Annotated in this window: 8 protein-coding genes and 1 pseudogene; 5 read left to right on the top strand and 4 right to left on the bottom strand. The window is 41.0% G+C overall.

The genetic code is table 11. The features are described 5' to 3' along the window. The 4 genes from VB714_RS11935 to VB714_RS11920 form a co-directional block, all read left to right on the top strand. The coding region (locus VB714_RS11935) for a response regulator (RefSeq protein WP_323224381.1) at positions 1 to 2,124 on the top strand (2,124 nt) is incomplete at its 5' end. A gap of 15 nt (positions 2,125 to 2,139) precedes the next feature. Beyond that, complete coding sequence (locus VB714_RS11930; protein ID WP_323224380.1) at positions 2,140 to 7,215, top strand: response regulator; 5,076 nt, start codon at positions 2,140 to 2,142, stop codon at positions 7,213 to 7,215. A 314-nt stretch (positions 7,216 to 7,529) separates the two neighbouring features. Beyond that, positions 7,530 to 8,756 carry a sensor histidine kinase gene (locus tag VB714_RS11925; RefSeq protein ID WP_323224378.1) on the top strand — a complete coding sequence of 409 codons (1,227 nt, stop codon included), beginning with the start codon at positions 7,530 to 7,532 and terminating at the stop codon, positions 8,754 to 8,756. Positions 8,757 to 8,807: 51 nt separating this feature from the next. Then, complete coding sequence (locus VB714_RS11920; protein ID WP_323224377.1) at positions 8,808 to 9,269, top strand: GatB/YqeY domain-containing protein; 462 nt, start codon at positions 8,808 to 8,810, stop codon at positions 9,267 to 9,269. 16 nt (positions 9,270 to 9,285) lie between these two features. Here VB714_RS11920 and VB714_RS11915 read toward each other — a convergent pair whose 3' ends face one another. Next, complete coding sequence (locus VB714_RS11915; RefSeq protein WP_323224374.1) at positions 9,286 to 10,473, bottom strand: aminotransferase class V-fold PLP-dependent enzyme; 1,188 nt, start codon at positions 10,471 to 10,473, stop codon at positions 9,286 to 9,288. Positions 10,474 to 10,705: 232 nt separating this feature from the next. Here VB714_RS11915 and VB714_RS11910 point away from each other — a divergent pair, with 232 nt between their 5' ends. Continuing rightward, positions 10,706 to 11,830, top strand: coding sequence for a THUMP domain-containing class I SAM-dependent RNA methyltransferase (locus VB714_RS11910; RefSeq protein WP_323224372.1), 1,125 nt, complete (start codon positions 10,706 to 10,708; stop codon positions 11,828 to 11,830). Between the two features lie 18 nt (positions 11,831 to 11,848). Here VB714_RS11910 and VB714_RS11905 read toward each other — a convergent pair whose 3' ends face one another. The 3 genes and pseudogenes from VB714_RS11905 to VB714_RS11895 form a co-directional block, all read right to left on the bottom strand. Beyond that, positions 11,849 to 13,171 carry a nucleotide sugar dehydrogenase gene (locus VB714_RS11905; RefSeq protein WP_323224370.1) on the bottom strand — a complete coding sequence of 441 codons (1,323 nt, stop codon included), beginning with the start codon at positions 13,169 to 13,171 and terminating at the stop codon, positions 11,849 to 11,851. Positions 13,172 to 13,751: 580 nt separating this feature from the next. After that, a complete protein-coding gene (locus tag VB714_RS11900; RefSeq protein ID WP_323224368.1) occupies positions 13,752 to 14,249 on the bottom strand; it encodes a hypothetical protein in 498 nt (165 codons plus the stop codon). 130 nt (positions 14,250 to 14,379) lie between these two features. Further along, positions 14,380 to 15,051, bottom strand: a pseudogene (locus VB714_RS11895) (translational GTPase TypA); the annotation flags it as partial.

Raw genomic sequence — 15,051 nt, 5'->3', positions numbered from 1 at the left:
TTATTGGATTTATTTACCCTGCAAAGCCGTGCTAAGGGAGTAGAACTTATTTGCATCATTGAACCAGATGTTCCTGTTTATCTTAAAGGCGATGCTGCCCGCTTGCGCCAGGTTCTCACGAATCTGATCGGCAATGCCCTGAAATTTACCGAACGCGGCGAAATTACTTTATCAATTATCAAGGAACAATTATCAATAAACAATGAGGGACAAAGTAACAATAAATTACGTTTTGCCATTCAAGATACGGGAATCGGAATTTCTGCGGCAGGACAAAAGAAACTGTTTCAATCTTTCTCCCAAGTAGATGCTTCTAATACTCGTAAATATGGGGGGACGGGTTTGGGTTTGGCGATATGTAAGGAATTGGTGCAATTGATGGGGGGAGAAATTGGTGTTGAGAGTATTCCCGATCGCGGTTCCACGTTTTGGTTTACGGCAATTTTTGCATCTTTAACCCCAGAAGAGGAGCAAAATATTCTCCCTCGTCAAGAGGCACAGACCTCGATCGCTGCCCTCACAGGCAAGAAATTACTGGTTGTTGATGATAATGCCACAAATCGCAAAATCGTGCGCTTACAGGCACAAGCCTGGGGCATGGAAGTAGATGATGCCAAAAACGGTACGGTTGCCCTTGCCGTCTTACGCTTGGCAGAGGTTTTAGGCAAACCTTACCATCTCGCGTTATTAGATATGCAAATGCCCGAAATGACTGGGGAAATGCTAGGTCAGCAAATCCGCAAAGAAGCCGATATCGCTCAAACTCGGCTGATTATGATGACTTCCCTGGATGAAGTTGAGTTACTTTCTCGGCTACAGGAGATCGGGTTTGATGGCTATTTACTAAAACCGATTGTAACTTCGCGGTTGTTAAATGCCTTGCTTGAGGCGATCGAGTCAGTGCCAAGCCAAGATACTGTACCTTCTCTTCCTGCTGCAAACAAACAAGATATTTCTGACTCGATTTCCCTCATCAAGGGCAAGATTTTAGTCGTAGAAGATGCTTTAGTTAATCAAAAAGTGGTGTTAAATCAATTGCAATTATTAGGGTATGAGGCTGACTGTGCCAATGATGGTTGCGAGGCTTTAGAAAAATGGGAGCAAGGCCATTATGCTCTTGTCTTTATGGACTGTCAAATGCCGGTGATGGATGGCTATCAAGCGACGCAAATCATACGACAGCGCGAAGGTGAAGATAAACATATTATTATTGTCGGTTTGACGGCTTATGCTATGAAGGGCGATCGCGAAAAATGTCTTGAAGCAGGTATGGATGATTATCTTTCTAAACCCGTCTCTAAACAGGATTTATCAACAATATTGGAAAAATGGATAATGAGGGAACAAGAAACAGGCAATAGGGAACAGGGAACAGGCAATAGGGAACAGGGAACAGGCAATAGGGAACAACTCATCAATCTCGAACAATTCGACGCAATTACCGATGGCGATCGCGATTTCCAGATAGAGTTATTGCGATCGTTTATTGATGATGCAGAGATGGATTTATTACAAGCTAAACAAGCCTTAAAAACAGAAGATTCTCTCACTCTTGGGCAAAAAGCACATCGCATCAAAGGGGCGGCTGCTAATTTAGCAATTACAGAATTGTCTCAAATCACAGCAACTTTAGAAAAACAAGCTAAAGAACAACAATTCCTAGGAATGGAAACACTTTTAGATCGGGTTGAAAGATTACTAGCAGAAGTAAAACAGTTTTTATTAACAATGGAAAATGAAGAATGGGGTATGGGAGAGACGGAAATAACCCAGGATCAACTCTTGCTTTCTGATTCCCCTTCTCTCATCGATCGCAAACTTTTGCAAAGCATTTCTGGGGGCGATCGCGATTTTGAAGTAGAATTGTTTAATGCGTTTCTGCTCGATATCGAAGCTGAATTGCAAACTGCAAAAGCAGCATTGGAGGTTGAGAATTATGCTGAATTAATTCAAAGGGGAAGTTCTTTCAAAAGTGCGGCGGAAAGTGTTGCTGTGGGTTTTATTCCCGACTTGGCAATGCGGTTAGTAAAAGCAGCATCACAAGAGGATCGAGAGGATATCACCCTAGTTCTGAAGGAACTTGAACAGGTTTTAAAGAGAGTGAAAATAGAGTTAGAATCTTAACTTAAAATTTATAAAATGAAACAATTATTTTCTCCCTTAACAAAAAAAGATGCGATCGCCTTATTCTTTCTAATTCTCTTAGGAGGGTTAGGAAATTATTTTAAATTTCCCCTCTTATTTGGGGTTGACTTTCTGTTTGGGAGTATTGCGGTTTGGCTGACACTATTTCTCTATGGTGTAGGCTGGGGGACTGTAGTTGCTTTAGTTATTAATACTTACACGATCCCGTTATGGGGACACCCTTATGGTTTAGTTACCTTTACTCTCGAAGCCGCGATCGTTGGTTTTTATTGGCAAAGAAGCAAGCGGAATATTGTGGCGATCGATATTTTATTTTGGCTTTTTTTGGGATATCCTTTAAATTATTTATTTTACCAGAAAATTTTACATCTTCCGTTTATTTCCGCTTTTCTGATTATTTTGAAGCAACCCATTAATGGTATTTTTAATGCTTTTATTGCAACTTTAATTTGGTCTAATCTCCCTTTAGAAAAATGGCTGAAAAAACGAATTAAACAGCACACGCTGTCTTTTCAGCAAACATTATTTAATTTATTTTTTGGCTGTATTTTTATCCCTGCTTTGTTTATTTTTGGACTTAATGGTAAGAAAGAATTTGAAAATATTGAAGTCGGAATAAGTAATAATTTTAAGCCAATTTTATTACATTTTGCTGATGATTTAGAAGATGAAATTAGCATTTATACTGCGGGATTAAATGGGTCAATTGATGAATTCATTAAATACCAAGAAGAAGGGAATGATTTAGATGTATTTCTTCGGGAAATGAATAGCATTTTTCCATCTTTTCGTTACATTATTGCAGTTGATGGAAAAGACAATATTTTGGCTTCATCTCAAAATAATGCTTTATCTAAAAGAGAAAATATAGAAACAAGCACAACTATCGAGCGTATTTTTCAAAGTTCTTTTCCTTTAAACTTTGATTTTTTGCAGGGCCAAACTTTCGCAGCATTCGATCCGGATACATCAGCTTTTTTTGTTCGTATTAATGTCACTAAAGATAAAAAATTTTTAGGGTATCTTTTGGGGAAATTTTCTTTAACAGAATTTGCAGAATGGGAAGAATATATTGAGGAAGTTAACTCTCATGATTTTGATATTCGTCTCGCTCTTTTTGATGGTCAAGGACATAAAATTTTTGGCAGTCCCGAAACTAAAAATTCTCAAGAACTTGCAGCTAAATTTTACGCTGAAAACTCCGAAAATACGAGTCAAGATTCCATCTTGCACTGGCTACCAAAAGAGAAAAATTTATCAACTATATTGCGCTGGAGACAATCTTTTTATCGTCAAGATGTTCCTTTTGGATTCGATTTTCCTTGGACGATCGCGATCGAGTCTCTCCTCAATTCCTATATCGATGATTTACACAAATTCTATGCCTTAGATTTAGCAATAGGAAGTATTCTTGCCATTTTTGCAGCAATTATAGCTCGTTTTATGAGCCAAAAGTTGATTTTACCAATTTCTCAACTAGCAGAAAAAACTACTAATTTATCTGACAAATTGATGAACCGGGAAAAGTTAACTTGGCAGCGTAGTTCTGTGCGTGAAATCAACACTTTAGTGAACAATTTTCAGCAGATGGCATACGCGCTACAAGAACAATTTAGCACTTTACAAACTGTCAATCAGGTGTTAGAAGAACGAGTGGAAGAACGCACCCGAGAGTTAGAAATAAAAATCAGGGAACAGAAGGCGATCGAACAGTCTTTACAGCGCTATCAAGAAGATTTAGAAGAGTTAGTGACAGAAAGAACAGAACAATTACAAGCTGAAATGAAGAAACGTCAGCACACTGCTGAAGCCCTAAAATATCGTGCCGATCTCGAACAACTGATTACACAAATTTCTAGCCGTTTTATTAATTTGAATGCCAGGGAACTCGATGCAGCAATAACTCGGGGTTTACAAAATATTGGTGAATTTATGGGTTGCGATCGCGCTGGGGTTTTTCAGTTCTCAGAAGAGGAAAGCTACAGTAAAACGCACGAATGGTGTGCCGAAAATATTCAATCAAACCTCGAACAGGCACAAAATGTTCCTGTGGCGATCGCACCCTGGTTTATGGAACGACTCAACCGCTTAGAAACCCTGAATATAAATTATGATAATCTACCCCCAGAAGCCGAAGCAGAAAGGGAAATTTTCCAACAATTTTCCCTACAATCTTTATTAGCAATTCCCATCGCAGGAGGCGATCGCCTCTTGGGTTTTTTAGCATTTGCTGGAGTCACAGAAGCAAAAATATGGGCGCAAGAAACCATCGATTTATTAAAAGTTGTAGGGGAAATTTTGGCCAATACTCTCATCCGAGTACAGTCGGAGTCAGAACAGCACAAACTGGCATTATTAGTAGAAAATAGTCAAGATTTTATCAGCGTTTCCAGTCTTACAGGTCAAACCTTATACCTTAACCAAGGAGGATGTAATTTAGTAGGTTTAGCTAACTTTCAGGAGGCTCGTTCAAAAACAATCCCCGATTATTTCCTCATATCGGATTGGGATTTCACTCAATATACTATCTTGCAAACTACCTTAGAAACCGGACAATGGACAGGGGAAACGAGATTAAAACATTTTCAAACTGGAAAGGCGATCGATGTAGAGATGAATATGTTTTTGATCCGCGATCGCCAAACCCAAAAACCGCTCTATTTTGCCACAGTACAACGAGATATTACCGAACGAAAACGCTACGAAGCAGCCTTAGAACAAGAACGCCAACAATTGCAACAAATCGTAATTAATGCCCCCGTTGCGATGGCACTGTTCGATCGCGAAATGTGTTATCTTGCCTACAGTAACAAATGGCTGGAAGATTATAAACTGGAGTCAGAACAATCCCTCATCGGTCAAAGCCATTATGCAGTGATTCCCGATTTAAAAGCAGAATGGAAACAATTTTACGATCGCGGTTTGCAAGGAGAAGTGATCGCCAATGCAGAAGAATTATGGGAAAGGAAAAATGGCAGCCAAATCTATCTTCGGTGGGCAATTCAGCCTTGGTATTTGCGGGAAAATGTCATTGGAGGTATTATTATTGCTTCCGTGGCGATCGATGAACTGGTAAAAGCACGAGAAGCGGCTTTAGAAAATGTTCGTCTCAAATCCCAATTCCTCGCTAATATGAGTCACGAAATCCGCACTCCGATGAATGGAGTATTAGGGATGACGGAATTACTCTTAAGCACCGATCTAGATGAGGAACAATTAGACTTTGTACAAACTCTGAAAACCAGTGGGGAATCTCTTCTCACCCTAATTAATGATATTCTTGATTTCTCCAAATTAGAAGCCGGAGAAATGCGTTTAGATGTACGAGAGTTCGATCTCAAGAAACTCCTCGAAGATTTATTAGATTTATTTGCCCCGCAAACCAATGCAAAAGGGTTGGAATTGGTTTATACCATTGAACCCGAAGTTTCCCAATTTTTGCAAGGAGATTCGACCCGCTTGCGTCAGATTTTAATCAATCTGATGGGTAACGCAATTAAGTTTACCAGTGAGGGAGAAGTATCTATATCTGTGTCCTCGTCTCGTCCTTTTCCTGTTGCTCTTCCTAATCTTCCTGCGATCGCCTTACGCTTTGCCGTCAAGGATACAGGAATTGGGATCGCCCCAGCAGATCGAGCCAAATTGTTTCGTTCTTTTTCCCAAGTGGATGCTTCTACTACTCGTCAATATGGTGGCACGGGTTTGGGTTTAGCGATTTGCAAACAATTAGTAGAATTAATGGGGGGAGATATTGGAGTCGAAAGTGTTGCGGGAGAGGGATCTACCTTTTGGTTTACGGTGTTTCTCCAAGGGAGTAATGGGGACACTCTGGGCGATCGCGGCAGTTCCTCTGATGCTCATTCCAGCTTACAGGGTAAAACGATTCTAGTGGTTGACGATAATGCCACCAATCGTAAATTTGTTCATTTAGAGGCGATCGCTTGGGGCATGAATGTCGAGGAAGCGGATAATGGAGTTGCAGCCTTACAACAGCTATGGGCTGCAGCCAAAGGCGATCGCTGTCCCGATGCGGTTCTGATTGATTGGCAAATGCCTCACATGACAGGAGAAGCCCTTGGGCAATTAATCCGCAGCGAGTCCGATTTTGATGATATCAAGTTAATTTTAATGACTTCCGTGGAACGCAGCGATTTGATGAGTCGTTGTCGGGCGATCGGCTTTGATGGATTTTTAACCAAACCCATCGGTTCTTTCCGTTTGCGTGCCTGTTTGTTAGCAACTTTTAATGGTAAAAAAGATTTTGAAGTGCGATCGCTAAATGTTCCTCAAAGAGAGATTCGCGCACCTCTCCCGATAAGTTCTGCCAAAATTCTGGTAGTCGAGGACACCCTTGTAAATCAAAAAGTCCTGTTAAATCAATTACGTTTATTGGGCTATCAAGCAGACTACACGAATAACGGTCAAGAGGCTTTAAACTATTTGACCCAGCAAGGGTGCGATTTGGTATTTATGGATTGTCAGATGCCCGTGATGGACGGCTATAAAGCCACTCAAACCCTACGAGAAAGAGAAGGAGATAAACATCATACAATTATTATTGGGCTAACTGCTTATGCTATGAAAGGCGATCGCGAGAAATGTCTCGCAGCAGGGATGGATGATTATCTCTCTAAACCCGTTGCTGCGGATGATTTAGCGGCAATGTTGGCAAAATGGATTAGTCGGGAAGAGGCAACAGGCAATAGGGAACAGGGAACAAGGAAGAGGGAAGAGGTAGCAATTATCGATCGCGCCTATCTCGATGAGATTACGGGAGGCGATCGCGAGTTTCAAGGGGAACTATTGCGATCGTTTCTGATGGATGCAGAAATCGATCTCGACAAGGCAAAACAGGCTTTTACTGTTGGAGATGCGATCGCCCTAGAACGCCATATTCACCGCATTAAAGGTGGGTCTGCTAGTATTGGGGCATCGGTATTGTTAGAGGCAGTCGGAGAGTTAGAAATCTTAGCGAGAAACAATGACCTTAAGCCTGAATCAGTCTCGGTTTTATTATCTCGAATTGCAGAAGGTTTAATCCAGGTTAAGGCATTTTTACAACAAGAATAGTGTTTTAGTCGAGGCAAGAAATTAAGGCATTTTTACAACATAAATATTGTTTTAGTTAAGACAAGAAATTAAGGCATTTTTACAACATAAATATTGTTTTAGTTAAGACAAAAATTAGTAATATCAAATCCGGAAAGACTAGAGTAAAAGTTGACTTATATCGGCTTTCAAAGTTCATAAAACATTTTGTAGTACGTTCAACAAAAGCAGATTAATGCGATAATGTAGGCAACATTAATTTCCTTTTAGCTGTTTTACGATGGAGAAAAGAAAATTGGAGGGGACTTAATCACAGCATTCTCTAATCAAGACTGATGAAAAAAATCCTAATTGCTGATGACCATTCTACCACGCGACTTCTCCTGAAAAGACTGCTGCAACAAGGGGGATACGACATTGTTGCAGCATCTGATGGGGCAGAAGCGATCGCCGTGGCAAAACAAGTAACCCCTGCCCTGATTATTTGTGATTGGATGATGCCCGAGTTTGATGGTTTGGAAGTTTGTCAGCATCTCAAAGGAAATCCTCAATTAGCTGCAACTTTTTTTATTTTACTTTCTGCAAAAGGAGAAATTAGCGATCGCGTTCAAGGATTAGATGCCGGTGCCGATGATTTCCTCACTAAACCAGTAGACAAAACTGAGTTACTTGCTCGAGTGCGGGCAGGTTTAAGACTATACGAAGCACAACAACAATTAAGTCTATCCAATCAAAAACTGAGTCAAACCTTAAAGGATTTACAAAAAGCACAAATTCAACTCATTCAAGCCGAAAAAATGTCATCTTTGGGTCAATTAGTGGCTGGAGTTGCCCACGAAATCAATAATCCTGTTACTTTTATTCGTGGTAATTTAAACCATGCTCAAAGTTATGCGAATGAATTACTTGAACTTGCCGATTTAGCCAGCCATTCTCAAGATTCGCAACTGATAGAAGCTGCCGAAGATATCGATCTAGATTTTATGAAAACAGACTTTCCCTTAGTTCTTGATTCCATGCACAATGGGGCAAAGCGTATTCAAGAAATTGTGAATTCTCTTCGCAATTTTTCCCGTCTTGATGAAGCCAAGCAAAAATCAGTGAATATTCACGAAGGAATCGATAGTACCCTCTCTATTCTAAAAAGTAGATTAAACCAGATTGAAATTATTAAAAATTATGGCGATCTGCCCAACATTACTTGTTATCCCGGTCAAATTAATCAAGTTTTTCTGCACCTTCTCAATAATGCGATCGATGCCATTAAAGAAGGCGATCGCCATCCCGGACAAATTAAAATAAGTACAAATAAAATTACAGGAAGTGATGCGATCGCCATTAAAATCTCCGATAATGGTGCGGGCATAAAACCAGAAAATTTACCGAAACTTTTTGAACCTTTTTTTACAACAAAAGCAGTAGGTTCTGGCAAAGGATTGGGTTTGAGTACCAGTTATTCTATCGTTGTCGAACAACATCAAGGAGAACTGGAATGCGTTTCAACATTAGGAGAAGGAAGTGAATTTGCGATCGCGCTTCCGATTGGCATTGCACCAACTTGAAAATATTGTTTATAATACTCCTAAAATGAAAATATAATAAAGATACCAGCCATGAGTCTCAAAGATCGTCTGACAGAAAACATCAAAACAGCAATGAAAGCCAAGGATAAAATTCGCTTGGAAACCATTCGCAGCATTAAAAAAGCTGTCATGGAGAAAGAAATTAGCCTGCGTCCCGAGGGACAAGATACCCTAACAGAAGCGCAAGAACTTGACATCTTAGCACAACAAGCCAAACAGCGTCGCGACTCGATCGAGCAGTATTCTAATGCAGGACGGGACGATCTCGCCGATCGCGAAGCACAAGAATTAGTGATTATCGAAGAATATCTCCCCCAACAATTGTCTGAAGAAGAATTGAGCCAACTTATTGATGAAATCATTACTAAAGTTGGCGCAAAGTTACCGAAAAATATGGGCAAGGTTATGGGAATGGCGATGAAACAACTGAAAGGAAAAGCGGATGGTAAACAAGTTCAAGCTATGGTAAAAGCAAAATTGGGTAATGGGTAATGGGTGATGGGTAGTGCTATAAACTACCCAATACTTTAATTAACTGATCCATCTCCGACGGTAGAGTAAAATAATGGACACAGGCTCGAATACAATCAGGATTAGCAAGAGTTCTGAGAAAAAATCCCTGTTGTTCCAATGCTTGTACTAATTGTTTGTGACCAATATTTCCCGTGAGTTGAAAAGAAATAATCCCCGCTTCTGGAGGAGAATTTCGCAAGCAATGAATATTGGGTAAAATCGAGAGTCCCTGCCATAAATATTGTCCATTCTGACGGGTTTGCTGATAACGTGCCTCTGCATCCCCCCATTTGTGGTGAACTGCAAGTGCAGCCCGCAATCCCACATACAATTGATAAGCAGAGGTAGCTAATTCAAATCTGCGTCCGTCGGATTGCCAATCCGTCGGCATTCCCGTGCTAGTATCAACCACTACCCCCCGCCAACCAATAAACGTGGGACTCAAGGTTTCTAAGGCTGGACTACTCACATAAAGTCCGCCTACTCCTGCGGGACCGCACATCCATTTATGTCCCGTAAAGGCATAGAAATCTACTCCCAACTCATCCAAGTTTAACGGTAGGGAACCCGCAGATTGAGCCGCATCGACAAGAATTTGTACAAGACGATTACGCTTATAGTTGCGACAAAGTTCGATAATTTCCGCCAACGGTAAAACCTGTCCCGTATTCCACAATAAATGGGACATAATAAACAAGCGAGTATCGGGGTGCAAATGCTGTTCGATTACCACAGAAGGATTGCCGCGATTGAGGGTTGCTGCGATGGGACAGGTTGTCACTTTCACTTTAAAGCGACGGGCGATTTCTTTGACTGCCCCAATCACCCCAGGATGTTCGCAATCAGTGATGAGAATGCGATCGCCTTCTTGCCAATCAATCCCCCATAACACAATATTGCAACCGGCGGTCACATTTTCCGTTAAGGTAATATTCTTGGCTCTGGTGCCTAATTCTCTGGCTAAGGCTTCTCGGGTCAGTGCTGATTCCTGCATCAACCAATTATTCACTTGTGCCGAAAAAGGACCTTGGTTTTGCGTGTATTCATAAGCCTTATAAATTGCCTCTAGCGCCATTCTTGGCATGGGTCCTTGGCCGCCAAAATTAAAGTAGGCTTTATTGGCAAGGGAAGGGAAATTCTGTCGGTGTTGCTTTAAAGATTCCGTGGCGGAGGTCGCGGTCATGTGTTTTACAGTTAAACAAAGGTTGAAGGAAGGTTAAGCTCTTTGCACAGTCAAGTTTATCTCATGCTCAGAACAAAATTTCTGAATTAATGTCCGAGGGATTAGGGGGAATATCGGGATTATTGGCAAAAATTAGCGCTTTTTTGATTCTCCCCCCCGATCGAGCAAGTTGAGCTAATAGCCTTTCTCCGGCTGCGATCGCCTACAATGAGAACTCATTTACATTAAAGCAATGACCCGCTATTTTGCGACTGTAGCCCGAGGATTAGAGGCGATCGCCGCCCGAGAGTTAGAGAATTTAGGGGCGATGGAAGTGAAACCAGATTTTACGGGGGTGCATTTTGTTGGCGATCGAGAGTTACTCTACAAGGTTAATTTATGGTCGAGAATTCTTTTTCGCGTTTTAATGCCGATCGCCGAGTTTCAATGCCGCAATTCTCAAGAACTTTATCAAGCGGTGTACGATATTGACTGGCAAGAATATTTAACGCCAGATAACACTTTAGTTGTTCATGCGACCGGAGGAAACGAACAACTTAATCATACTCATTTTACGGCATTACAGGTAAAGAATGCCATTTCAGATCGTCAGCGTCAAGAATTTGGTAGGCGATCGAGTGTCGATCTCAAAAACCCCGATCTATCAATTAATCTTCATGTTTATCGCGATCGCGGCGTTCTCAGTTTAGATAGTTCTGGAAGTAGTTTACACCGTCGCGGTTATCGTCCGGCGGTGGGATTAGCCCCCTTAAAGGAAACCTTGGCGGCAGCATTATTAGAAATGGCAGAATATAAACCGGATATTGCCTTTTTCGATCCCTTATGCGGTTCCGGGACGCTACCTTTAGAAGCGGGCTTAAAAGCCTTAAATATTGCCCCAGGTTTATGCCGCGATCGCTTTGCTTTTCAAACTTGGCAAGATTACGATGAAACCCTGTGGCAAAAGTTAGTTAAGGAGGCAAAGGAAGGGCAACGAGGCGAACTTTCTGCACCGATTTTGGGCAGCGATCGCGATGGGGAAGTGATTCAACAGGCGCGTGAGAATGCGATTCCTTGTGGGTTGCGCGATCGGGTTCAATTTTCAGTTCAAGATTTCTCTCAAATCCTACCTCCTTGCGAAACAGGGATTCTCCTCTGTAATCCTCCTTATGGAAAACGCATCGGCGAAGTTAAACAATTAGAGGGTTTTTACAAACAAATGGGAGATGTTTTTAAACAACGCTTTACTGGCTGGACTGCCTATATTTTGACAGGGAATAAGGAACTGGCTAAAAAGGTTGGTTTAAAAGCCTCTAGACGCTTTCCTGTTTATAATGGTTCTTTATCCTGCACGTTGTTAAAGTATGAATTGTATTGATTTTTTTAGGCTGTCTCATTAGGCTGCATCTGTAGAATAAGGATCGTGAAAATGCTGAATTTTCTGTTGAGATTGCAGATTATTCTGATGCGTCAAATCGATAATTTTTACTGCGTCGGGTAGTGCTTTCGTAGTAGCATGAAAAATAGGACGATTTTGGACAATAATCACCAACTCACTCTCAAAAATCGCCTCATCTAGCGATCGCGCATAAACTGTAGCCAATTGAGGAAAATTTCGCGTAATATAATCGCGATTATTGCCAACGAGTTTATTGAGATGAATATCAGGATCGAAAACACGCAATTCTATGTTTTCTTGCCATAATTGCTTGAGTAAAGGGATAACGGGAGTTTCTTGGGGATTGTGCATTTTTGGCTTATTTGTTAAACCCAAAACTGTCACTTTTTTTGCTCTCAATTGGCGCACTTTTTCAATTACTGAGGTAATTTGTTCTCCATTGCTGAGTAGAATAGCATTTAAAATGGGCAAATTTACCCTACACTCTTCACTTTGAGAAATCAGCGATCGCAAATTCTTCTCTTGAGAAGACCCCCCAAAAGCAAAACCCGGTTGCAGGGGAGTAGAAAACTGGTTATTTTGCCAGAGGAGATCCAGCATTGCATCTCCATTAATATTGAGGCGATCGCAGAAGCGTCCCATTTCGTTAGCAAAGCTGATTTTAAGCGTCTCAAAGGCATTCGCAGACATTTTTAAGGTTTCTGCAGTTTCTATATCCGTGCGGTGGATTTGAGCGGGAATATCGCGATATAATCGTTCGAGGGTGTTACCCGATCGCGAATCCTCTTCACCAATAATGATATAAGGAGGGGCAAAAAAGTCCGCGATCGCCGTGGTTTCTCGTAAAAATTGGGGATTGACTGCAACCCCAAAATCTCGACCGACTTTTTTCTGTGAGTATTTTTCCAATAAGGGAATGAGAGTATTGCGGGTGATGCCAGGTAACACCGCACTTTGTAAAATAATAATGTGATAATTTTCCGACTCTTGCAAACCTCGGGAAATTTCTGCGGCCATTCCTTCCACATATTTGAGAATTGGTTGTCCTTTTCTATCAATCGGAGTTTCCGCACAGATGAGAGAAATGTCAGCATCTTTCACATCATCTCTTCCTTCTACTCTTCCCCATAAATGACCCGATTGTACGGCTTTTTTAACCATTTCTCCGAGTCCTGGTTCTTGAATTGGGCTTTTTTGATGATTAATTGCCTTGATTTTGGAAGGTGTTTTATCAATAGCAATAACATCATGTCCTAAGTCTGCCAAACACGCGGCAACAGTAGTACCAATATAATCCAATCCCCAAACAATAACTTTCATAAGTTCTGTTTTCCTTTTTGTAATCTTTATTAAGAATCGCCTAAATATTTTCACAAGTAATAAATCACTTGCGAGAATAATTTGTGGGCTAATTTTTTGCGCGATCGCCGATCTTAGATCTTCCCTGTGTAGATGCGAATGGGAATTAAATTGCGATCGCCTCCCTATTGTCCCCTGAATCTTAATACTCTTCGTTGTCTTAACTGGCAGGAGTTTCAGCAATTAGAGTGTCGGATTAAATATCCTTGCTCTCTAATATACTCAATTATTGTGCCAAGTTGTCAACGATCGCGATCGCAAGTTAGTCTTATTCTTCTTTTTACTCTTCAATAAAGAGAAATCCGGACAACAATGATCAATTTACAAAGTTTATCTGTCATCGACACTCTTCTGCGACCCAAGAAGAAAGCAGTTGAGGGATGGCGAATGAGGCGATCGCACATTTGCAATTATTGCTTTCTTTCTCAATCTAAAATTTACTCTCGCGAATAGGGAAATAAACCCTTGCTACTCAATAAAATTTATCGTTACAACATTTCTGATGCAGAGTTATCAATCTAGATATTCATCTATCAATTGTTCAAATTTCAGACAAAGCACGATCTGATAATTCTCGCAGCCATTGTCTCTGTCGTTTGGCATCTACGATCTCCCCACCGTCAAGATTAGAACTTACTCCCTCTACTATATCGGATAGAGTCTCTTGATAGGAACTATCTTCTCGTTCAATAGCATCCAAGATTGTATCGACAAAATTATCTAATGCCTCAACACAGTAGATTAAGTCCTTTTCTTGTCCTGTGATTTTAATAATGATAACAAAGAATCGCGCTAAAGCGCGATCGAATAAATTAATATTGTCGCGATCGGATTCAATTAATTTATAGGCAATATCTCGTAATGTGTGCCGATCGCCTTCAGACAAGTCAAACCAGTTTTCTTGAATTTTTTGTGTTGCTTCATTAATATTGCCTCCAAGAATCCGAAATTTTGACGGATAGGCAACTCGGCGATTAATATTGTCAAGTTTCTCAAAATTAAGTTGATAATGTTCTAAGATTGCTACTGCTGTGGACATAAGATACTTCTCCGTAAACAACAGTTGATTCTACAATTATATTAGAACATTGGTGTTTGATTGATTGGTGCTTTTTAGCGAGATCGGTGATGAGTAATGCCACTCATCACCGATCGCCAATTCCCCAAACTTAACGCTTGGCTAACTTCTTAGTTTTCATTTTCCGCAAGCGAATAGATTCGGGAGTAACTTCCACCAACTCATCCGAGGCAATGTATTCCAATGCCCGTTCTAGACTCATATCTACAGGTGCTTGTAATTGTACCAATTCATCCCCCGTTGCGGCACGATGGTTGGTCAATTGCTTGGTTTTGCAGACATTCAAATCTAAATCTTGAGGTCGGTTGTGTTCTCCCACAATCATTCCCTTATATACTTTCGTACCAGGAGTAATGAAGAAAACACCGCGATCTTCCCCTTGTTTCATAGCATAGAAAGTCGATGTTCCTTCCTCAAAGGCAATAATAACACCATTGTAACGGGTATCCAACTCCCCAATCATGGGACGATATTCAAGGAAACTATGGTTCATAATTCCTTCCCCACGACTGAGACGGAGGAATTCACCGCGAAAGCCGATTAAACCGCGAGCAGGGATGATAAACTCTAACTGGGTTCGTCCGTTAGCTCCTACCTGCATATCCTGCATTTCTCCCTTGCGCTGTCCTAATCGTTCGATCGAGGTGCCAACGGCTGCTTCAGGGACATCTAAAACCAAGTATTCAAAAGGTTAGCAGGGGTGTCCGTTTACTTCTCGGTAAATGACTTGCGGCTGGGAAACTTGGAACTCGTAACCCTCCCG

Origin of the sequence: Spirulina sp. 06S082, from assembly GCF_034932145.1 — a bacterium.
GTDB lineage: Bacteria > Cyanobacteriota > Cyanobacteriia > Cyanobacteriales > Spirulinaceae > CCY15215.
Note: the sequence above shows the minus strand (reverse complement) of the source record. Positions and strands in the feature narration are given on the sequence as shown.